19 protein-coding genes are annotated in these 21694 nt (G+C 66.2%); 4 read left to right on the top strand and 15 right to left on the bottom strand.

The annotated features are described in order from the left end of the window. Positions 1–79 precede the first annotated feature (79 nt). Both ABGA94_RS11580 and ABGA94_RS11575 read right to left on the bottom strand, forming a co-directional pair. Positions 80–1852, bottom strand: coding sequence for an EAL domain-containing protein (locus ABGA94_RS11580; RefSeq protein ID WP_005416466.1), 1773 nt, complete (start codon positions 1850–1852; stop codon positions 80–82). 3 nt (positions 1853–1855) lie between these two features. Continuing rightward, a complete protein-coding gene (locus tag ABGA94_RS11575; RefSeq protein WP_375367342.1) occupies positions 1856–3958 on the bottom strand; it encodes a PAS domain S-box protein in 2103 nt (700 codons plus the stop codon). Between the two features lie 130 nt (positions 3959–4088). Between ABGA94_RS11575 and ABGA94_RS11570 the strand changes: the two genes are divergently transcribed. Then, positions 4089–6848 carry an EAL domain-containing protein gene (locus ABGA94_RS11570; RefSeq protein ID WP_049461077.1) on the top strand — a complete coding sequence of 920 codons (2760 nt, stop codon included), beginning with the start codon at positions 4089–4091 and terminating at the stop codon, positions 6846–6848. Between the two features lie 184 nt (positions 6849–7032). Here ABGA94_RS11570 and ABGA94_RS11565 read toward each other — a convergent pair whose 3' ends face one another. The 8 genes from ABGA94_RS11565 to ABGA94_RS11530 all read right to left on the bottom strand — a co-directional run bounded on the left by ABGA94_RS11565 (position 7033) and on the right by ABGA94_RS11530 (position 13244). Continuing rightward, entirely contained in the window at positions 7033–8208 is a 1176-nt protein-coding gene (locus ABGA94_RS11565) for a GAD-like domain-containing protein (RefSeq protein WP_375367340.1), read from the bottom strand. Positions 8209–8262: 54 nt separating this feature from the next. Then, positions 8263–8769, bottom strand: a complete 507-nt coding sequence (locus ABGA94_RS11560; RefSeq protein WP_197599027.1) for a hypothetical protein — start codon at positions 8767–8769, stop codon at positions 8263–8265. A 67-nt stretch (positions 8770–8836) separates the two neighbouring features. Continuing rightward, entirely contained in the window at positions 8837–9052 is a 216-nt protein-coding gene (locus ABGA94_RS11555; RefSeq protein WP_033835502.1) for a hypothetical protein, read from the bottom strand. A gap of 98 nt (positions 9053–9150) precedes the next feature. After that, positions 9151–10341: a methyl-accepting chemotaxis protein gene (locus tag ABGA94_RS11550; RefSeq protein ID WP_005416472.1), complete on the bottom strand. Its 1191-nt coding sequence runs from the start codon at positions 10339–10341 to the stop codon at positions 9151–9153. Between the two features lie 216 nt (positions 10342–10557). Beyond that, positions 10558–11172, bottom strand: a complete 615-nt coding sequence (gene hflD, locus ABGA94_RS11545) for a high frequency lysogenization protein HflD (RefSeq protein ID WP_005416473.1) — start codon at positions 11170–11172, stop codon at positions 10558–10560. Beyond that, complete coding sequence (gene mnmA / locus ABGA94_RS11540) at positions 11169–12311, bottom strand: tRNA 2-thiouridine(34) synthase MnmA (protein WP_375367338.1); 1143 nt, start codon at positions 12309–12311, stop codon at positions 11169–11171. Before mnmA ends, hflD begins: the two co-directional genes overlap by 4 nt. Next, complete coding sequence (locus ABGA94_RS11535; protein ID WP_005416475.1) at positions 12308–12769, bottom strand: NUDIX hydrolase; 462 nt, start codon at positions 12767–12769, stop codon at positions 12308–12310. The genes mnmA and ABGA94_RS11535 overlap by 4 nt, the downstream gene beginning before the upstream one ends. 1 nt (position 12770) lies before the next feature. Next, positions 12771–13244, bottom strand: a complete 474-nt coding sequence (locus tag ABGA94_RS11530) for a hypothetical protein (protein ID WP_005416476.1) — start codon at positions 13242–13244, stop codon at positions 12771–12773. Between the two features lie 112 nt (positions 13245–13356). On the opposite strand from ABGA94_RS11530, the gene clpS reads away from it, so the two are divergent. Continuing rightward, complete coding sequence (clpS, locus tag ABGA94_RS11525; RefSeq protein WP_005416477.1) at positions 13357–13683, top strand: ATP-dependent Clp protease adapter ClpS; 327 nt, start codon at positions 13357–13359, stop codon at positions 13681–13683. Positions 13684–13821: 138 nt separating this feature from the next. Here the strand turns inward: clpS and ABGA94_RS11520 are convergent, their stop codons facing one another. Continuing rightward, positions 13822–14634: an APH(6) family putative aminoglycoside O-phosphotransferase gene (locus tag ABGA94_RS11520; RefSeq protein WP_375367335.1), complete on the bottom strand. Its 813-nt coding sequence runs from the start codon at positions 14632–14634 to the stop codon at positions 13822–13824. Between the two features lie 138 nt (positions 14635–14772). Between ABGA94_RS11520 and clpA the strand changes: the two genes are divergently transcribed. Then, positions 14773–17058: an ATP-dependent Clp protease ATP-binding subunit ClpA gene (gene clpA / locus ABGA94_RS11515; RefSeq protein WP_005416479.1), complete on the top strand. Its 2286-nt coding sequence runs from the start codon at positions 14773–14775 to the stop codon at positions 17056–17058. A gap of 72 nt (positions 17059–17130) precedes the next feature. Here the strand turns inward: clpA and ABGA94_RS11510 are convergent, their stop codons facing one another. The 4 genes from ABGA94_RS11510 to ABGA94_RS11495 form a co-directional block, all read right to left on the bottom strand. Further along, on the bottom strand, positions 17131–17511 hold the full coding sequence (locus ABGA94_RS11510) for a hypothetical protein (RefSeq protein WP_005416480.1): 381 nt from the start codon (positions 17509–17511) through the stop codon (positions 17131–17133). Between the two features lie 203 nt (positions 17512–17714). Further along, entirely contained in the window at positions 17715–17933 is a 219-nt protein-coding gene (infA, locus tag ABGA94_RS11505) for a translation initiation factor IF-1 (protein WP_005409596.1), read from the bottom strand. 86 nt (positions 17934–18019) lie between these two features. Beyond that, the gene (aat, locus tag ABGA94_RS11500) at positions 18020–18760 is read right to left on the bottom strand and encodes a leucyl/phenylalanyl-tRNA--protein transferase (protein WP_005416481.1); all 741 of its coding nucleotides are present in this window, start codon (positions 18758–18760) and stop codon (positions 18020–18022) included. A gap of 65 nt (positions 18761–18825) precedes the next feature. Beyond that, complete coding sequence (locus ABGA94_RS11495; RefSeq protein WP_375367331.1) at positions 18826–19950, bottom strand: GNAT family N-acetyltransferase; 1125 nt, start codon at positions 19948–19950, stop codon at positions 18826–18828. Positions 19951–20142: 192 nt separating this feature from the next. Here ABGA94_RS11495 and ABGA94_RS11490 point away from each other — a divergent pair, with 192 nt between their 5' ends. Continuing rightward, complete coding sequence (locus tag ABGA94_RS11490; protein WP_375367329.1) at positions 20143–21621, top strand: N-acetylmuramoyl-L-alanine amidase; 1479 nt, start codon at positions 20143–20145, stop codon at positions 21619–21621. The last annotated feature ends 73 nt before the right edge of the window (positions 21622–21694 follow it).

The following is a 21694-nucleotide window of genomic DNA, read 5'->3' as shown; positions in this document are numbered from 1 at the left end:
GCCGGCCGCTGGCCGGCAACCTCATTGAACCCGATATCCAGAGCAGCCGGCCAGCGGCCGGCTCTACCAGAGGGGATGGTTACCGCAATGGGCGATCCTCGCCGCCATCTCCGCTCTCCACCGGCGCCGGGCCGGCATTGCTGCGGCGCTGTTCCTCGTACGTGCGGAACGCCTGGTGGATGTGCTTGCGCAGCTCGTCGTCGTTCCACGGCTTGGTCAGGAAGCGATAGATCGCGCCGCGGTTGATCGCATCGGTCACCGTGTTCAGATCGGTGTAGCCCGACAGCACCAGGCGGATCGTATCCGGGTACAGCATCTTCACCCGGCCGAGGAACTCGGTGCCGCTCATGTCGCTCATTCGCTGGTCGGACAGGATCACCTGCACGTCGTTGATCGCCAGCAGGTCGAACGCATCGCGCACGTTGCCGGCGGCCAGGATGCGGTAGCCGTCGCGGCGGAACAGGCGCACCAGTGAGCGCAGCACGTTTTCCTCATCATCCAGCAGCAGCAGCGTCCGGTCCGGACGTGTCTCAGCGAAGGCTTCCGGGCGCAGGTAGCGGCGGCGCAGGGTCATGCCGGCGGCATCGGCCGACATCGGTTCGCCGAACAGGTAGCCCTGGAACACGTCGCAGTCGTTGCGGCGCAGGAAGCCCAGCTGCGCCTGCGATTCCACGCCGTTGGCAATCACGGTCATGCCCAGCTGGTGGCCCATGGCGATGATCGCGCGGGCGATGGCCGCTTCACGATTGCCGGCCGGCGCGCTCTTGATGAAACTGCGGTCGATCTTCAGCTTGTCCACCGGGTAGCGCACCAGCGCGCTGAGGCTGGAGTCGCCGGTACCGAAGTTGTCCAGGCTCAGGCTGATGCCTTCGTTGCGCAGGTTGGCCAGCGTTTCGTGGACGAAATTGACGTTGTTGGTCAGCGCACTCTCGTTGATCTCCAGCGTCAGCATGTGCGCCGGTACGCCCGCCGCCTGCAGCAGTGACATCACTTCGGCGAAGAAGTTCGGCCGCAGCAGCTGCAGGGTGGACACGTTCACTGCGATGGTGAAGTCATCGAAGCCCTGGTCGCGCCACAGCCGCGCCTGCTTCAAGGCGCCTTCCAGCACCCAGGTGCCGATCTGCACGATGATCCCCAGGCGTTCGGCGGTGCGCATGAAGCGCTCCGGCACCAGCATGCCCAGGGTCGGCGACTGCCAACGCAGCAGCGCTTCCATGCCCACCACGTGGCCGTCGCGCGCGCTTACCAGTGGCTGGTAGCGCAGCTTCAGCTCGCCATTGGGAATGGCATCGACGATCTGGCGCGCGATGATGCTCTCGCTGTGCGCGCTTGGCGGGGTGTCCACCGCATGGATGCGCACGGCATTGCCGCCTTCGCGGGCGGCCTGGTACAGCGCATCCTCGGCATGGTCGAGCAGGCGCGAGGTGCTGCTGGCATGTTCCGGGCACAGGCTCACGCCCAGCTTGCCGGTCATGAACAACGTGTACGGCAGCACCGACAGCGGCAGCTCCATCTGTTGGCGGATCTCCTCGGCGAAATCCTCCGGCAACGGCAGATCGGCGGTGCGCGGCACCGCGATCAGGAACTCGTCGCTGCCATGTCGCCACAACTTGCCGCGCCCGCGCAGGTAGGACTGCAGGCGCTGTGCCACCAGCACCAGCGCCTGGTCGCCCACTTCGGCACTCATGTTTTCATTGACCGATGCGAAATGGTCGATGTCCACGTGCATCAGCATCAGTGCGATGCCGCCTGAGGCTGCCTCGGCAACCATTGCCTGCAGCTCGGGGTTGCCGGCGCCAAGGCGGTCGGGAGCGTCATCGATGCTGACCGGGGGCAGGTTGGGATTCCACATGGTTCAGTATTCCGGTGAATCGACGGCAGCCCTGCTGGCCGCCTGGTAGGGGAGGTGGACATCGACCAGGGTGCCTTCGCCATGCGCGGATTCAATCCGCACGTGGCCACCGACGCTCTGTGCGCGCTCGCGCATCACGATGAGGCCCAGGCCGCGCGGGCCGTCCGGATCGAAGCCTTCGCCGTCATCGCGGATCTGCAGGTGCAGGCCGCGCTGGCCGACATCGCGCAGCTGCAGCAGGACCTGGCTGGCGCGCGCATGGCGCAGCGCATTGGTCAGGCTTTCCTGTGCGATGCGGAAGCAGGCCTGTTCGATGCTGTTGTCGGGGCGATGCGGCAACGGCTCGATCTCGGCCAGCAGCTCCACCGGCGAGGAGCGGAACAGAACCCGCGCCTGCCAGCTGAGCGCTGCCTCCAGGCCCAGTGCATCCAGCTGCGGGGGGCGCAGCAGGGTGGAGATGTCTCGCAGTTTGGCCACGGTGGTGTCGGCCAGGCTGACGATCTGCGCCAGATCCTGCCCACGCCGCTGCGGATCGTCCTCTTCCAGCGCGGCGTGCGCCGACAGCTTGATCGCGGTAATGGCCTGGCCGATGTCATCGTGCAGGTCGCGCGAAATCGCACGACGCTCGTCCTCCTGCAGCGAGAACAGCCGCCCGGCCATCGCCTGCAGTTCGCGGTTGCTGGTTTCCAGCGCGCTGCGGATGCGCTCGGAATCACTGAGGTCGCGCACGATCAGCAGCTTGCAGTCGCGGCCACCGTAGCGCACGTCGCCCACCGCCAGGCCGGCATGGAAGCTGCGGCCGTCGCCGCGCTGCATGGCCACCACGCTGCTGTGGCCCGGTCCCAGGTGCGGCTGGCCGGCACGCAGCTGGCTGCGCACCCGCGGCAGGTCTGCGGCAGCGACCAGCGCCGACAAGGGCTCGCCCAGCAGGGTATGGCTGCCGTAGCCGAACAGGCCGGCGGCCCAGGCGTTGGCGTACAACACATGTTCGTCGGAGAGGATCACCACGCCGTCGGGCAGTACCCGCACCAGCTCGCGGAACTGCTCCTCGCGCTCGCGCAGCAGTCGCCGCGACTGCTCGCGTTCGGTCACGTCCTGCAGGGTGCCCAGCACGCGGTTGCGGCCAGCCTCATCGAGACCGCTGGCGGCGCGCAGGTGCACCATCAGCGCGCGCCCGTCCATCGACAGCAGCGGCAGCAGCACGTCCACCTGTACCGGCTCGCCGGAGCACAGCTCGGCCAGCAGCTGCTCGGTCTGGGTGGCGGTGGCCGGGTCGGCCGGCACCAGCAGTTCGTCGAAGCGGTGCCAGCGGCGGGCTTCGGGCGGGCGGCGGCCGAGCAGGCGATAGACCTGGTTGGAATAGCGGCCCAGCCCGGTGGACGGGTCCAGCTCCCAGGCGCCGATGCGGGCCAGTTCGTGGGCTTCTTCCACCCGTGCCAGCGCCTGGTCGCGGCGCAGCTGGGCCAGGTCCTCGGCAGTGCGATCGATGGCGATCAGCAGGCGCGCATTGTGACCGTCGTAACTGATCGCGTTGGAGCGCAGTTCCATCTGCCGCAGCGCGCCATCGCGCAGCTGCAGCTGCGCGCGCAGGATGCACAGCTCGTCGGGCGCCTCGCGGATCGCCTCCAGCTTGGCCTGCAGCGCCTGGCCCTGGCCAGGTGGCCACAAGGCGTCGATGGTCTGTTCCAGCAGCTCATCGCGCTCCCAGCCGAAAGCGGTGCAGGCGGCTGGGTTGGCATCGAGGATCGCCAATGTGTCCAGGTCATAGACGAGGATCGGGCCGGGGTTGCCCTCGAACATCTGCCGCAGGCGCAGCTCCGAGGCCTGCTGGCGGGCGTGGGTATGCAGCACATGCTCGGCCAGCGGGCGCAGCAGCAGGTACAGCAGGCCCGCGCTGGCCAGGGCGAAGAACGAGCCCTTCAGGCCTTGCCACAGGGCCGCCTGCTGCGGATCGGGCACCAGCGCCTGCACCACGCTGTCGGTGGAGATCATCCAGGCCAGCGCCATCACCAGGTAGCTCAACACCACCCGCCGCCGGTCACGGCTCAGTGCCTGCGCCATCCGCGGGTCGGGAACTGTGGCGTTGCCGGTCGGTTCTGCGGGCATGGACGGGGTGGGTGAAAGGGGCGCCGGTCATCTTACCCCGCAGCGTGCCGTCACCACTCAATTATCCGCCGCAGGCGCCGTTAACCACTGCGTGCCCCGCTGACGGGCGAGTCATCCGGAGCAAGATCGCGTGGACCAAGGGATCATCGCCAGCCTGCTGCAGCACCCGCTTGCGTCGGCGCTGGTCATCGTCGACCGTACCGGGCGCCCGCTGGCGGCCAATCCGGCCGCGCGCGAGCATGGCCTGCCGGCCACCGTGGCCGCCTATGCGCCAATGCTGGAAGATCTACGCCTGATGGCCGCTGATGGCGGCATCGTGCCCTGCACGCTGCCAGGCGGCCCGCGCGGCCACTACGACGGCCACCTGCGCGCCGTGCATGACGGTGCCGGCAACCTGCTGGCGTTCACCCTGAGCATTCCCGAGCCGGTGCCGGTCGATGGGGGTGGGCGCTGGGAACTGGCACTGGACAGCGCCGGCCATAGCCTGTGGGACTGGGACATCCCCAGTGACCGGGTGGCGCGCACGCCGGCGCTGGGCGACGAGACGGCCACCGAACTGCTGTCGCGCGTGCACAGCGAGGACATCGACCAGGTGCGTGCCGCGCTCGACGAGCACCTGCGCGGGCGCAGCGAGCAGTACAGCGCACAGTTCCGCTTCCGCCAGGCCGATGGCCAGTGGCGTTGGGTGCTGGATCGCGGCCGCGTGGTCGCGCGCACCGCCGATGGCCAGCCGCTGCGCATGGTCGGCACGCATACCGATATCGAGCAGCAGAAGCAGCTCGAATCGCTGCTGCAGGAACAGCAGCTGCACCTGAGCGAGGCCCAGCGCATCGCCAGCATGGGCAGCTGGTCGTTCGACCCCAACAGCGGGCACTTCTGGTGGTCGCCGGAACTGCGCTCGCTGCTGGCGCTGGAGCACGGCGCCGTGCCCGGCCAGCGGCGCTGGCTGAAGCAGCTGCATCCGCGCTCGCGTGGCGCGTTGCGTGCGGCATGGCGGCGGCTGTGGCGCGATGGTCGTGCCGCCAATCTCGAGCTGGAGCTGACCCGTGGCCATGAGCCATCACAGCACCTGCGGCTGTGGATGCAGCCGCTGCTGGACATGGACGGGCAGCCCAAGCGCCTGCTCGGCCAGGTGCAGAACATCACCGAACAGCACCAGACCGACGCGTTGATTCGCTGGCGCACCGAACTGCTGAACCGGGTTTCCGCGCTGGGCCGCATCGGCGGCTGCGAGATCGAGGTGCAGACCCGGAGCATGCAATGGACCGAGGAATGCTATCGCATCCACGGCCTGCGCAAGGAGCCGATCACCCTCGATCAGGCGATGGCGCTGTATACCGAAGACTCGCGCGATGCGTTCGAGGCGGCGCTGGCCCGCATCGCCAACGGCGGCCTGCCCGAGCAGCTGGACCTGTGCTTCTACCGCCAGTCCGGCCTGCGTGTCTGGGTGCAGGTGCTGATCGAGCTGGATCGTCGTGACGGACTGCCGCCGCGCTTCGTGGTGCTGTTCCGTGACATCACCCGCGAGCGCGAGGCCAACGAGCGCATTGAGCTGCTGGCCCACTACGACCTGCTGACCGGCCTGCCCAATCGCGTGCTGCTCGGCGAACAGACCGCCGAGGCCATCGAGGAGGCGCGTGATCGCGGCACCTCATTGGCGATGCTGTTCATCGACCTGGACGGCTTCAAGACCATCAACGACAGCTTCGGCCACGCCACGGGTGATGCGCTGCTGAAGGCTGCCGCGACCCGCCTGCACCAGAACCTGCGCAACAATGATCTGTTTGGCCGTTTCAGCGGCGACGAGTTCATCGTCGTACTGCGCGACCTGGCTGAGCCCGAGGATGCGGGACATGTCGCCCGCAAGCTGATCGCCTCGCTGGCCGAGCCGCTGCGCCGTGGCGAGACCACGCTGAAGGTCGGTGCCAGTGTCGGCATCGCGATGCTGGGCGATGCGCAGACCGATTTCGATTCACTGCTGCGCGCTGCCGACGCCGCGATGTACGCGGCCAAGGAAGCCGGACGCAACACCTACCAGTATTACAGCCAGGACGCACTGGCCCGCATCCAGCGCAGGCTGGAGCTTGAGCACGCGCTGCACGGTGCGATCGAGCGCGAGGAGTTCAGCCTGGCCTATCAGCCGCTGCTGCATGCCCACCAGGGCGAGCCGCCGGCAATCGAAGCACTGCTGCGCTGGCATCGCCCCGGCATCGGCTATTGCAGCCCGGCCGAGTTCATTCCCATCGCCGAGAAATGCGGCGAGATCGTGCGCATCGGCGACTGGGTTCTGAACGAAGCCTGCCGCCAGGCAACCGCCTGGGACCGGGCAGGACTGCATTTCGACCGCATCGCGGTCAACGTGTCGGCGGTGCAGCTGCGCGACCGTGGCTTCGCCGAACGTGTGATCGAGATCTGCCATGCCCACGGCTGGCCGCCGCAGCGGCTGGAGCTGGAGCTGACCGAATCGGCGCTGATCCGTGACACCGACATCCTGCGCCACTGCTTCGACGTGCTCGAACGGCACGGCGTGCCGCTGGCGGTGGACGACTTCGGTACCGGCTTCTCCAACCTCAATTATCTCAATCGCTTCCCGGTCGGGCGGCTGAAGATCGACCGTAGTTTCGTGCAGGGAATGCTGCACGATTCGGGCACGGCCGAAGTGACCCAGGCCATCGTGCACCTGGGCCACGCGCTGGGCATGAAGGTGGTGGCCGAGGGCGTGGAGACGCACCAGGAAGAAGACATGCTGCGCCGCCAGGGCTGCGACGAGATCCAGGGTTACCTGTACTCGCGCCCGCTCAGCCCGCGCGACCTGGCGCAGTGGCTGCGTCAGCAGCGTCCGTTACCGATGCGCACCGACGCCAGCAGCGAAGCAGTGCTGGTGCGCTGACAGCCATACTTTGGTGGGTGCCGACCTTGGTCGGCACGGATGCATGTACCTTGCGATCATCCACGCATGGCGTGGTTCTACTTGCAGCACCTGCAGTGGCGAGTGCCGGAGCCTGCCACGGTGGGTGCCGACCGTTGGTCGGCGCCGATGCCAGAGATCGCGACCAGCAATGAACGGCGCGGGTTTACCTGTCTTCAGCATCAGACCGCAAGGACCGTCTTGCTGCTGTCTGCTTGGCGAGTGACTTCAATTCAGCGAGACGATCCCGCTTGACCAGGTGCGCTGCCTGCCAGCCACCTTCAACAACCGAGGGTGAGAAGCTGTAGATCTCGTTGGGAGCCAGGTGGCCCAGTAAATCGAGTGCGCGTGCGTACAAGGGCTGCTCGTCATCGTCGGTTGCATCGAGATAGGGCCCATCCAGGTGGTGCAGCAGGAACTCCAGTTTCCAGTTGCGTTCAGTCGCGCCGGCAGTGGCTGCTACATCCGAGTCCGCCGAAACCTGTCCGCTGTGCGGATCGATGCTGATATGCATGGAGGTGTTCTCTCCACACAAGAGCATCTGGCCGAAAGGTGTCACCGCATAGGCATGGAACCGATCAGCACCTTCCATCGGAGTGCCCTGCAGGAAGGCTGCGACAACCCCTGAGTACAGATGCGGATCGACCAAGATGAGCCTGTCGTCGCGATAGCGTGCGAACCCGTCGCGTCGCCACAGCGCCAGCAGCAGGTCGGGCAGCACGCCCTTCCATGCGGCAAGAGTCGCCTCGGAGAGCGCCTCGCCCCGGGAGCTCGCACTGAAGCTCTCCATGAACGCCCTGGTTTCAAAGCTTGATTCCTGCGCTTCGATGCCTGGTTCCACCAACGCATTCCTCCCGGCGTCGAACGGCAGATAATCCAGGAATGTCAGCATTCGCTCGGCCTGTGTGGCTTCCTTGTTCGCCTCCTGAGTTGAGATGATGGCCGCTGTGTTTCCAGAGACGAGCAACAATGTTCCCGCCGAAAGGCTTTGCCAGGGCTCGTTCAGCACCAGATAGCGCTCGGGTGCCTCGTCTACATCCGCGTCCAGGATGATGACCTGTGGACCATCCCGCAGGCATCCGGCGGAGATCTCGACAGTTGCATCGATCGTACCTGCATCAGGATCGGCCACATCCACAGGTGCAGAGTAGGGCTGTTGAAATTCGCCGAAGAACTGGAGCGCTTGGTGAAGGGCGAGCAGGGAGTCGGGATCTACGGCAAGCGGTTCTGAAGCAACCGGGAGCTGCAAAGCGAGTGAAAGGCAGAGGGCGGCGCTGGTCATCGGGCTGATCTGAACCGGAATCGGCCCTTTACGATGAAGCGCCGAGCGCTCACGGTCCATGCAAACAATCCGAAATGCAGGCATCGCAGGGCACTATCAAAGCATGGCGTGGATCTACCTGGGAAACTCCGCCTTCAACTGCATGCGCAGCGCCTCGACAATGGCCGCATAGCGCCGCTTCTGCACCAGATAGCTGGCCAGGAACAGTGGCAGCACCAGCAGCATGGGCGCCACCATCGGGCGCATCGCCACCAGCGGCAACAGCAGCAGCGACAGGATGGCCACGAACCAGCTGCACAGTCCGATCACCCGCACCTCGTGCCGTCGCGCGTTGAGTACGATGCGACCGCGCATCACCGGGAAGTAGCGCAGGCCGAAGCTCGGCGCAAAGCTCTCACGGAACGCCATGCTGCCATCGGGCAGCGCATGGAAGGCCAGTTGCAGCCACTTGTCCTGCGGCAGGTCACGTTCCAGGCTGCCCAGCGAGAGGCGGGCCTGCATGGCGGGCGACGCTGCGATGCGTTCGTTGAACAGGGCGATGCCCCAGCTGAAATAGCCGGTCACCCAGGCCATCAGAAGGACGGTCTCGATCAGGAGCACTGCGATCAGGGCGATGGCCATCGGTCTTCCATGAACGGGACTTGGGCATCATGCCATGCGGGACGGTCCATCCACGCATGGCGTGGATCTACTTCAGGGCTTCGCCATCCAGCCCGAGATCCCAGGCCAGGCCCAGCAGCGCCTCGTCCGCCCGCGACGGGGCAGGGCGCGCGTCCGCCAGCTGCTGCAGCTCGCGGATCTCCTCGCGTGCCACATCCTCCAGCTGTTGCAGCTGCTCACGCACGCTCGCGTTGCGCGGGCGCTCGGTGTCGGTGAGGGCGGGCAGGGCGCGGATCAGGGTCATGGTGCGCGTACAGGATGCATCCAATGGCGGGTTACAGGCAAAAGCCCCGGACGAACCGGGGCCTTGCGGGCTGCCAGCGAGGGCAGCGGACATCAGGATCAGAACAGCTCTACCGTGCCGGCACCCATGCTCTGCTGGGCAACCGGCTTGTGCGGCGGGCGTTCCCATTCGCTGCGCAGTTCGCGCAGGCGGTTGCCGGTGCGCTGCAGGGCCGTGGCGATCTCTTCGTCGAACACGCCGCCATTGCGGTGCAGCAGTTCCTGCAGGGCCACCGCTTCACGGTTGATCGCGGTCAGGCGGTCCAGGTGGGTGTGCACGCCGCCCAGCGCCTGGGTGGCGATGTCTTCGAACTGCAGGGCGCGCACGGCTTCGGCCACGCTGCCATCGATCGCACGTGCGCACTCGGAGACTTCGCGCATGCCGTCGCCGAGCGAGGCATTGATCTGCGCGACATTGTCGAGCATTGCCGCCGCTTCCTGGCGTGCTTCGCGGGAGCGGTCCATGTCACGCGAGGCCATGTGCGAGACCGTCTCGCGCACCTTGGCGATGGCGTCCTTGGAGCTGTGCGCCAGCTTGCGGATCTGCTCGTTGAAGGTGGTCGAGCGCTCGGACAGGTTGCGCACTTCGTCGGCGACCACCGCGAAGCCTCGGCCGGCTTCACCGGCACGCGCGGCTTCGATGGCGGCGTTCAGCGCCAGCAGGTTGGTCTGGTCGGCGATCGACTTGACGTCTTCCAGCAGCGCGAAGATGCCATCCAGGTGCTGTGCCATCTGGTCGATGTGCTGCACGGTGGTGCTGCTCTGGCCGCTCACCTGTTCCAGCGCTTCCACCAGCTGTTCCATGCGGTGGCTGGCGTGCTGGGCGAAACGGGCAACGTCGAGGCCGGCATTGCCTTCATCGCCGGCGCGGTCGACGATGCGCGACAGCGCCTGGCTCTGCTGGCGCGACTTGCGGTTCATCGCATCGAAGCTGCCGCCCAGGCTGGAGACCGCCTGGCGGATCAGGTCGCGGGCGCGTTCCACTTCACCACGCGAACCGTCGATTTCGTTGCCGACGAAGTTGCGCAGTTCGGTCAGCAGCTGGTCCTGCTCACGCAGGACACGGGCATGTTCCGGGGAACGATGCGCCTGGGCGCGGGTGGTCCACCACGCAAAGCCGAGCCAGCTCAGCGTCATCGTGGTCAGGATCGCCCAGCGCAGGGCGGCCGGCCATTCGAAACCGATGGCGAAGGGGAGCAGCAGGGTCAGAGCCAGGGGGGCGGCCAGACGGATGAAAATGCGTGAGTACATGGACGTTCTCGGGAGGTGCACGGAGGATGTATCGGCCGTACCCCCTTTCTCTTTAACGTCGATGTGCTTGGAAGTGCATTCTGAATGCGCCGGTTTTCCGGCGCTTGGCGGCTTCGGGGTCTGAGCCCTTTCCGTGCCGGAAAGGGATCCGACCCCTGGGTAGGCAGCGGCGGGGTCGGATCCCTTTTCATGGAAAAGGGCTCTGACCCCACACCCTTACGCCAGCTGCCGGTCCACGGCCTCGATCATCGCCTTGCGGCCGAACAGGAAGTCCCAGTAGCTGCCGCCCAGCTGGCGCCACAGCACTGCCGAGCGCACCGCGGCCAACAGCAGGGCACGGATCTCGGCCACCACGCCGGCCTGGCCCAGGTAGTGCGGGTTGCCCTGCACCATCACCCGCGGCTTGAGGTGGCTGATGGTGTCCGCGTACAGGCTTCCCAGGCTGGCCAGCACATCCGGGTGGCCGCTGTCGCCCAGTTCGGTGGCCTGGCGCTGGGCACGCTCGATGCCCGAAGCAACCTTGTTCACGGTGGCGCCATCCTGAACAAAGCGGCGCTCCAGCTGCAGCACCGACAGCGCCAGTTTCGGCAGGATCGGATCCTGGCCCTGGTTGCGGAAATAGTTGTGCAGCAGGCGCAGCCCGGCCTTCAGTGCATGGCGGTCACCGAACACCGCCTGCGGCGAGGACGCATCGACACGGAACACGCTGTCCACGGCGGTGCGCACGGCGGCGGCGTCGGAATGGCCGGTATCGGCGATGCGGCGTACCTGCTGCAGGGCCTGGGCAATGCCGGCCAAGGCCAGGACGCGGTCGTCGACAGTGAAACTCATGCAGCGATTACCTCAAAAGGGGAGGGGGTGGTGCGCAGGCGCTGTTCCAGCGGCGCATCGGTGGCGGCGATCACCGCGCCACCCAGGCACACATCACCGTCATACAGCACCAGCGATTGACCGGGGGTAACGGCACGCTGCGGGCGCGCGAAGGTGACCAGCAGGCTGCCATCGTCCAGCACGTCGACCGTACACGGCTCATCGGGCTGGCGGTAGCGGGTCTGGGCGGTGCATTCGAAGCGTCGCGCGGGTGGCGAGCCCGAGATCCAATGCGCCGGCTCCGATCGCAGGCGCTCGGACAGCATCCATGGGCTGTCGCGGTCCTGGTCGACGTACAGCACGTTGCTGGCCACATCCTTGCCGACCACGTACCACGGTGCGGCCGGGCGGCCGCGTACGCCGCCGATGTTCAGGCCCTCGCGCTGGCCCAGGGTGAAATAGAACACGCCCGGATGTTCGGCGATCACGCTGCCGTCGGCCGGGTCAAGGATCTGGCCGGGCCTGGCCGGCAGGTAGCGGCCGAGGAATTCGCGGAAATCCCGCTCGCCGATGAAGCAGATGCCGGTGGAGTCCTTCTTGGCGTGGGTCGGCAGGCCGACGTCGCGCGCAATCCGTCGCAGGTCGGTCTTCTCCAGGTCGCCGATCGGGAACAGGGTGGCCGCCAGCTGCTCCTGGCCCAGCTGGTGCAGGAAGTAGCTCTGGTCCTTGGAGCGGTCGGCACCGCGCAGCAGCAGCCACTGGTGGCCGCGCTGGGTCACCCGTGCGTAGTGGCCGGTGGCGATGCGCTCGGCGCCCAGCTCGCGGGCGGCGTCCAGGAAATGCTTGAACTTCACCTCGCGGTTGCACAGCACGTCCGGGTTCGGCGTGCGGCCAGCGGCGTATTCGGCCAGGAAGTGCTCGAACACGCCCTGCCAGTACTCGCTGGAAAAGTCCCGGAAGTGGAACGGGATACCGAGCAGGCCGCATACGGCGACCGCATCGCGGCGGTCATCCTCGGCACGGCAGTCACCGCTGCCGTCGTCGGCCCAGTTCTGCATGAACAGGCCGGCCACTGCCTCGCCCTGCTGGACCAGGCGCCAGGCGGCGACCGAAGAGTCGACACCACCAGAGACGCCCACCATCACGCGCGGCGTGCTCATGCGACCTCCCGGACCAGCGAAAGCGGATGGCGCTGGCCACCCAGGTAATCCGCCACCACCTGCCAGACCAGCGGGCTGCGCTGGCGCTCACCGGCGGCCTGCAGCTCGGCCGGGGTCAGCCACAGCGCGCGGTCGATGCCGGTGTCCAGCGGTTGGGCCGGGTCGTGCGAGACCGGGTGTGCTGCGTAGCAGAAGCGCAGGAAGGCGGTGCCGTCGCCGGCAGTCCACTGGTAGCAGCCGATGAAATGGGTCAGCTGCACGGTCCAGCCGGTTTCCTCCCGGGTCTCGCGCAGGGCTGCCTCGGCCAGGCTTTCGCCTGGCTCGAGGTGGCCGGCCGGCTGGTTCAGCACCTGGCGGCCTTCAATGGTCTCTTCGACCAGCAGCACGCGGCCGCCGTCAACCACTACCGTGGCGACGGTGGCGTGCGGTGCCCAGCGCGGGTCCGGCGTGGTGTTCAACTCAGAACTCGTCCTTCTTGGTCAGCTCCAGCTCCATCGCGTCGGCGGTGCGGATGGCCGCATCGATGGCGTCGCTGAGCTGGTCCGGGGTGGCATCGGCGTCGATCTTCACCACGAACATGGCGGTGGTGTCCTGCTTTACCCAGCCCCCCATCTTGGCGTCCTGCGAATCCTCCAGCAGGCGGTTGGCCACGGCCACCGGGAACTGCTTGGTCTTGGCGTTGTAGGCCGGCGACCAGATCTCACGGATGTTGTGGCTGCCGAAATCCTCCACCGCCGAGCGCACGTAGACCATCTGGGTGCGGTCACCCTCGACGTCGAAGACCATGCGGTAGTCGCCATCCTCGTCGACTTCGTAGGTATAGCCCAGCTTGTCCAGATGGCGGGCCACGGACTTGTCGGCGCTGGTTGCGGCAGTGGCAGAGCCGGCAGCGGCCAGCGCGATCAGCAGGGCGGGAAGAAGGGTCCTTTTCATGAAGATCCTGTGAAACAGTGTTGGGAGAGGGTGCAATTGTGACGGTGGGCGTGCGTGCCGTCCAATCTGCGGCGGGCCGACGCAGGCCTGCCCGAGCCCCTATAATGGATGGATGCCCCATGAGTCCTCCCCCGATTCCCAGCACGAGCACGGCGTTGCCGTAGAGCCCGCGCGCCCGGAAGTGGCGCCGCCGCCGTTCTACCAGGTGATGCTGCTCAACGACGACTACACCCCGATGGATTTCGTGGTGGATGTGCTGCAGCAGTTCTTCAGCATGGACCTGGACAAGGCCACCCAGGTGATGCTGCACGTTCATACCCGCGGCCGCGGCGTCTGCGGTGTCTTCACCCGCGAAGTGGCCGAGACCAAGGTTGCCCAGGTCAACGAGTACTCGCGGATGAACCAGCATCCGCTGCTGTGCACGATGGAAAAGGCCTGACCGGCTGCCGATTCGCGTCCGGGCACAACGATCCCGGACCCAGTGTGCCCACCAAGGTGGGCACCTACCAAAGCAGAGGCCTGTATCGATCGTGGATGGAGCGCCCCCAGCAAGGTAGGCACCTGCCAAGCGCGGGTCTCAGCTCTCCGCCAGCGCCTCCAGCGCCATCCGCGCCACCGCCTCGTCCCCGTCGGCCGGGTCGCCGTCATCCCTGAACCACACTGCCGACAGCGCCATGCTGGCCGCGATCCAGCGCAGCAGGCGCGTGCGCTCCAGGCCGGCCAGTGCGCTGACCTGTTCCAGCCGGGCAGCAAACCGCTCCGGCCGCGTGGCCACGTGGATGCCCGGGCCACAGAGATCCGGATTGCTGAACATCGTCGTGTAGTCGTACGCACGGTCGCCCAGCAACCGCTTCGGGTCGATCGCCAGCCAGCCGCGCGCGCCGAAATCGAGCACGTTGTCGTGGTGCAGGTCGCCATGCAGGGGCCGGACCTCGCGCTCTTCCTGCAGCAACCCCTCCGCCAGTGATCTGCACTGTTCCAGCAGTGGCGGCAGCGCAGCCCTTGGCTGCAGCAGATCGGCGAACCATGTACGCAGGCAGACCAGTTCCGCTGGCGGCGCGCTCCGTGGCCGGTGCAGCCGTTGCAGGACCTGGCACAGGATCGTGGTGCAGGCCTCATCGTCGCCCTCGATCGAGCGTTGCCGCAGCGAGTCGCCGCCGGCACGCTCGATCAGGATCGCCGGCCCGGCGTGGGCCAGCAGGCGGGCAGCGCCATCGCCGTCCCACCAGCACAGCAGGCGATGGCTGTTCTGCTCCTCCGCTTCGCTGCTGATCTTCAGCATCGCCGGCTCGCCGGCAGCGGTCAGCACCGGCCAGAGCCGGGCGTGAGGTGTTTCGATGGCCGGGCCATCACGCCGCAATCGCCAGCGGCTCAGGTAGGGTTCGCTCATGCCGGTTGAGGTCTTCTGGAGTGAACGAAGATCAAGCGTTCTGCAGTGCTAACGCCATCTGAACGCAGCAATCCGCTAGGGTGATGGAAATCGCGTAGTCAGGCCGCATATTGTTCCCATCTGCCGCCGGAGTAATCCATGTTCAGCAAAGACCTCGAACACACCATCGGCCAGTGCTACAAGCGCGCCCGTGAGGCCCGGCATGAGTTCATGACGGTCGAACACCTGCTGTTGGCACTGCTCGACAACCCGTCCGCCCAGGCCGTACTGAAGGCCTGTGGTGCCGACGCCGAACGCCTGCGCCAGGAGCTGGAGCAGGCCATCGAGGCCTCCGTGTCGCGCCTGGCCGAAGATGACGGCCGCGATACACAGCCGACCCTGGGCTTCCAGCGCGTGCTGCAGCGGGCCGTGTACCACGTGCAGTCCTCGGGCAAGAAGGAGGTCACCGGCGCCAACGTGCTGGTCGCCATCTTCGGCGAGAAGGACTCCCACGCCGTCTACTACCTCAACCAGCAGGATGTGACCCGGCTGGATGTGGTCAATTACCTGTCCCACGGCATCGCCAAGCTGGGCGAGGAAGGCGAGCAGCCGTCCTCCTCCTCCGACGGCGAGGGCCGCATGGAAGGCGGGGAGGGGGAGCCGAAGGGTGATGCCCTGACCGAGTTCGCCAGCAACCTCAACGAACAGGCCCGGTCCGGCCGCATCGATCCCCTGGTCGGTCGTGGTGACGAGATCGAGCGCACCATCCAGGTCCTGTGCCGTCGCCGCAAGAACAATCCGCTGTACGTGGGCGAGGCCGGCGTGGGCAAGACCGCCATCGCCGAGGGCCTGGCCCGCCGAATCGTCGAGGGCTCGGTGCCCGACGTGCTTGCCGACGCGGTGATCTATTCGCTCGACCTGGGCGCGCTGGTGGCCGGCACCAAGTACCGTGGCGACTTCGAGAAGCGCCTGAAGGGTGTGTTGACCGCGCTGAAGAAGGTGCCCAACGCAGTGCTGTTCATCGACGAGATCCACACCATCATCGGCGCCGGCTCGGCGTCGGGCGGCACCATGGATGCGTCCAACCTCATCAAGCCGGCCCTGGCCTCCGGGGAGCTGCGCTGCATCGGTTCGACCACTTTCCAGGAATACCGCGGCATCTTCGAGAAGGACCGGGCACTGGCCCGCCGCTTCCAGAAGATCGACATCGTGGAGCCTACCGTGGGCGAGACCTACGAGATCCTGCAGGGCCTGAAGTCCAAGTACGAGCTGCACCACAGCGTGACCTATTCGGATGAAGCGCTGCAGGCGGCGGTGGACCTGTCGGTGAAGCACATCGGCGACCGCCTGCTGCCAGACAAGGCCATCGACGTGATCGACGAGGCCGGTGCCCGCCAGCGCCTGCTGCCGGAAGGGCAGCGCAAGGAGCTGATCGACGTCGAGGAAGTGGAGGCGATCGTGGCCAAGATGGCGCGGATCCCGACCAAGCAGGTCAGTGCCACCGACAAGGACGTGCTGCAGCATCTGGAGCGCAACCTGAAGATGGTGATCTTCGGCCAGGACCCGGCCATCGAGACGCTGTCCTCGGCGATCAAGCTGGCCCGTTCGGGCCTGGGCAATCCGGAAAAGCCGATCGGCAACTTCCTGTTCGCCGGCCCGACCGGTGTCGGCAAGACCGAGGTGACCAAGCAGCTGGCGCTGCAGCTGGGCATCGAGCTGGTCCGCTTCGACATGTCCGAGTACATGGAGCCGCATTCGATCAGCCGCCTGATCGGTGCCCCTCCAGGCTACGTCGGCTTCGATCAGGGCGGCCTGCTGACCGAGAAGATCGTCAAGACGCCGCACTGCGTGCTGCTGCTGGACGAAATCGAGAAGGCGCACCCGGACATCTTCAACATCCTGTTGCAGGTGATGGATCGCGGCGTGCTGACCGATACCAACGGTCGCGAGGCCAACTTCAAGAACGTGGTGCTGGTGATGACCACCAATGCAGGTGCGGCGCAGGCCTCGCGGCGCTCGATCGGCTTCACCAAGCAGGACCACGCCACCGACGCGATGGAGACCATCCGCCGCAGCTTCACCCCGGAATTCCGCAACCGCCTCGACGCGGTGGTGCAGTTCCAGGCGCTGGGCTTCGAGCACATCCTGCGCGTAGTCGACAAGTTCCTGATCGAGCTGGAGATGCTGCTGCAGGACAAGCACGTCAGCCTGTCGGCCACGCCAACCGCGCGCGACTGGCTGGCCCACCACGGCTTCGACCCGCTGATGGGTGCGCGTCCGATGGCCCGCGTGATCCAGGACAGGATCAAGCGTCCGCTGGCCGACGAGCTGCTGTTCGGCAAGCTGGTCAACGGCGGCAAGGTGAGCATCGATGTGCGCGACGACGAGCTGGTGGTCGAAACCCAGGCCGAACCGGAGCGCCTGCTGCCGGCGACTGTGGAGTGAGCTGACACCGGGCCTGGCCCGGTGGACCTGAAACAACAAGGGCGGCTTCGGCCGCCCTTGTCATGTGCGCCGTCAGCGGCTGCGCTGGCGGGCTTTCTTCTTGAAGGTTGCCTCGTCGACTGGCTCGATCTGCGACACGATGCAGCGACTGGAATCGGTGAGCAGCTGGCTGCGGCCGGCAGAGCACAGCAGACCCTGCTGGCCGTCCGTGGCGAAGCTCAGTTTCCGCGAGTAGCCTGCCGCCGAGCAGTCGTCCTGGAAATGCACGACGTAGTGGTCCTGGCCATTGCGCAGCAGGATGTTGCGCGAGGCGCCGGCGCGCACCAGTTGCTGGTCGCTGCCCAGCTGGACGCAGTCACTGGAGGTGGAAAGAGTGTCGGCGGCGTGCACGGGCGCTGCGCTGGCGGGCACGGCAAGGGCGACGAGCAGAGCGGTCAGCGGGAGCATGTTCATGGCAGGGCAGGGGGGTGGCGGTCCGGACTGGACCGGGTCCCACGATGCCGCTACGGATGCAGATGCGAATCTGCCGCAAGCAGGGCTGACCGACGTCACGGTGAGTTCGGTCACGATGACCTCCGGCAGGGCCGGATTGCAGGCATGACAAAAGGCCAGCAACCAGGGCTGGCCTTGTCGAAGTGGCGCACCGCGCCGACCGCTTACTTCATGCGGTAGGTGATACGACCCTTGGTCAGGTCGTACGGGGTCATTTCAACCTTGACCCGGTCACCGGTGAGGATGCGGATGTAGTTCTTGCGCATGCGGCCGGAGATGTGGGCGATGATTTCGTGCCCATTTTCCAGACGAACGCGGAAAGTGGTGTTCGGCAGCGTCTCGCTGACGGTGCCCTCGAACTCGATGGAATCGTCTTTCGACATGTAGTCCTGTGCGGTTCAGAAAACGGCCACGCTGGGCCTAAGGCGCGGTATTTTACGCGTGACCGGCCCAGCTTGCAAAGTTTGTGTTAACCGCCGGCCAAATGCCGGGCTGGCAAGCGTCCGACGGCCTGTGTCCACGAGCCTTCACGGCCGTCATGGCGCACGGCCTGGCGCACGTGCTGCAGGAATTCCGCGCGCGGCAGGTGTTCGGCGCCCATCCGCAGCAGGTGCGGATTTTCCACCTGGGCGTCGATCAGCTCCCAGCCCCAGCCGTGAATCGTGGACGCCAGTGCCGCCAGCGCGATCTTGGAACCACCGCTGGCGCCACTGAACATGCTCTCGCCGAAGAACATCGACCCGATGGCCACCCCGTAGATGCCGCCGACCAGCGACTGACGGTCCCAGACTTCGAAGGAATGGGCGAAGCCGAGGTCGTGCAACTGGCTGTAGGCCTCGACCATGGCCGGGCTGATCCAGGTGCCGTCCTGGCCGGGCCGAGGTGCCGCCGCACAGGCGCGCATCACCTGGCTGAAGGCGGTGTCCGCGCTGACCTCCCACGTACTGCTGCGCAGCTGGCGGCGGAAGCGGCTGGACAGGTGCACGCCGTCGGTGCGGAACACCATGCGCGGATCAGGCGACCACCACAGGATCGGCTCGCCCTCGCTGAACCACGGAAAGATGCCGCCGGCGTAGGCGTTGAGCAGGCGCGCTGGATGCAGGTCACCACCCACCGCGAGCAGGCCGTCGGGCTGGCGCAGGGCGGTCTCGGCCGGAGGGAAGGGAGCGTCCGGCGCATCGGCCAGGCGCCAGGGCAGCTGGCGGGTCATGCCGGCATTGTAGTCGTCGCGGCCCCGCGCGAATGCCGCGGTAGATGCCAACCCTGGTTGGCTGGTCACCCGTCAGCGCGAAATGGGCTGTGCCCCAGCAGCTCCTGCCGGTACCGCCGCACATCGCGCCGCTCCTGCCGGCACCACTCCTGCAACGCCTCGGCGAAATCCGCGTCGGCCACCCAATGCCGGCTGCGCACCAGCGCTGGCAGGAAGCCGCGCGCCAGTTTGTGCTCGCCCTGTGCGCCCGGCTCGAAACGGCTCAGCCCTTCGCGCAGGCAGTATTCGATGCCCTGGTAGTAGCAGGCTTCGAAATGCAGGCCGGGCAATGTGGCGCCGCCCCAGTAGCGACCGTACAGCGTGTCACCACCGCGCAGGCAAAGTGCGCCGGCAATCGGCTGGCCTTCCTGCTCGGCCAGGAACAGCACCAGCCCACGTCCCAATGAAATGGCCAGATGGCGCAGGAAAGCCTCGGTCAGCGCCGGGGCATTGCCGTATTCAAGGAAGGTCTGCAGGTAGAAGCGATACATCGCCTGCAGGTCGGCGCGGCTGGCCTCGTCGCCATGCACCACGCGGAACGTGATGCCCTGGCGGGTGACCTTGGCCCGTTCCTGGCGGATGTTCTTGCGGTGCTTGTGGTTCATCGCACCGAGGAACTGCTCGAACGTTGCCCAGTCACCCGGGTTCTGCCACTGGAACTGCACGTCCTCGCGCAGCAGCCAGTCATCGCCGAACAGCGCCTCGTCCGCTGCGGTGTGGAAATTGATATGGGCCGATGACGCCTCCAGTGCCGGCAGTGCATCACGCAACACCGAAAGCAACGCGGTGCGATCTGAATCGTGACGGGCCAGCAGGCGCGGCCCGGTGACCGGCGAGTACGGCACCGCGCCCAGCCACTTCGGGTAGTAGTCGCGGCCATGCCGGGCATAGGCGTTGGCCCAGGCATGGTCGAACACGAATTCGCCGTGGGAGTTGGTCTTCAGGTAGCCCGGAATGGCGCCGATCAGGCGCTCGCCCTCCCACAGCGTGAAGTGCCGGGGCTGCCATCCCCAGTCCTCGCGCAGGCAGCCGTGCTGTTCCAGGCCTGAGAGGAAGGCGTGGCTGACGAACGGATTCTGGCCGTCGTGCAGGGCGTCCCAGTCGGTGGCGGGAATGGACTGCAGGGAGTCGAGGAAGCGGGTGGAGGGCATGGTTGGCAAGGATAGGCCAGGTGGATCACGAATGGTGTTGGCGGGGCTGGGTTGGTTTGTTCTGCGGGGGCATGAGGAAAGTTTGAATTCTCCAACCGTGTGTATCTGGTGCGGAATCACCGGCGCACGGCTCGGCAGGGTGGCGGGGCGCCGCATGAGTGGCGCGCATCCCACCACATGGAGAAATCAACAATGAAGGGATTGAAGCTTGCGTCTGCCGTGGTCGCGTGCGGCCTGATCTTTGTGCCACCGGTGTTGGCTTCCGCGGCCGAGGCCTCGAGGGCTGCGGAAGATCCGGGCGCCTATGCAGAGTTGGTGGCGCTGCTTGAGCGCGAAATCTCCGCCCAATTGACACGCCATCTGCAAGAGAAGGGCAGTTTGCGCCAAGTGACTGTGAGCGTAGTGGTAGATCCGCAGAAGCGCAGGATGGTCGTCGACTTCGGCCCCGGATACCTTCCGGGCAATGACCAGAACTACGGGGAGCTCTTCCTCATACCGCTGGCCGCTGATCTTCGGCACTACTCGGACCAGGCGGGTCTGGAAATCCTGGATGTGGAGTTCCTTTTTCAGGGCAAGCCAATGGAGGCGCATTTCCCGGAAGATCACCCTGCGCCAAAAGCAGCGAAATCCCGATCCGCGCACACGCAGGCTCTGGTTTCGTCAAGCCATGGCTACATTGCCTTGCATCCCAGCAGGGCGTGGGAATTTCAACGACCGGCCCCGCTCGGATTGCAGGAGGATGTGTTGAGCCCAATCTACGGAGACGAACTGCAGGGCTTGCTGGAGCAACGAAGCGGATTGGTCGTGCATCGAGCACGCAGTCGTTCTACGGACCCGCATCCGGAGTCGGGCCACCCTTGGGAACATATGTCTGCCAGGTATCACCTGAAAGCGCTCCTCCCTGAACGTGCCGACATTTGGAACGAGCTGCCAAACAGCGCCGATAGCGATCGTGAAGTCAAGGAAGACATCCGTGCTCGCCCCAACTATGCCAATCATCTTGGTGTGGACGTGATGCTGAGTCTGCACACAAACGGAAATTCTGCCTCCACTGTTCGGGGAGCAGAGGTCTATCACCATCGTGCCAAGCCAGAGGACAAGGCGCTGGGGGACAGCATTCTGTGCGGCATGAGGGAACTGATCCACGCCCAGCCGGGGTATGAGAACTTTCCTGTTCGAGCCGAATCGGCTGCTGATGCGCACGGCGAGAACCGCATCGGAAAGATGCCCTCGGTGATCATCGAAACCGCCTACCACTCCAATCCTGACGATGTGGCTGCCTTGCAGGACCCCGTCTTCCGCTCGGCGTCGATGAAAGGCGTGGAGAAGGGCTATCGCCTGTGGGCAGCAGGCAAGACCTGCGAGCCGCTGGTCCTGCATCCGATCCCAGATACCAATGTGCCGGTTCAATCGGCCCGTGACATCGAAGTCCGCTATGCCGGGAATCCCCAATACCCGCTGTCGGTGGAGCTCTCGCTGACGACCTGTTCCGAGGCGGGTGCGTGCTCTTCGTCGACGCAGACTTTTGACGATCCGATGCAGCCGGTGGTGATCAATCTTGCCTGCAATGGCATCGGCACGGGCGTCGCGCGCTGGAGTGCGCTCCTAAGGGACGCAGACGGGGTTGCGTCGGCACCTGTCGAGTTTTCGCAGGCGTGCGTACGGACGTGAGAGCAGGCTTCGGTCTGCCAGGCATGGCCTGGCACTACTGAAAGCACAAAGGCCGACGCTTTCGCGTCGGCCT

It is taken from the genome of Stenotrophomonas sp. 3diitr2024 (assembly GCF_042136455.1).
GTDB classification, from domain to species: Bacteria; Pseudomonadota; Gammaproteobacteria; order Xanthomonadales; family Xanthomonadaceae; genus Stenotrophomonas; species Stenotrophomonas sepilia.
Note: the sequence above shows the minus strand (reverse complement) of the source record. Positions and strands in the feature narration are given on the sequence as shown.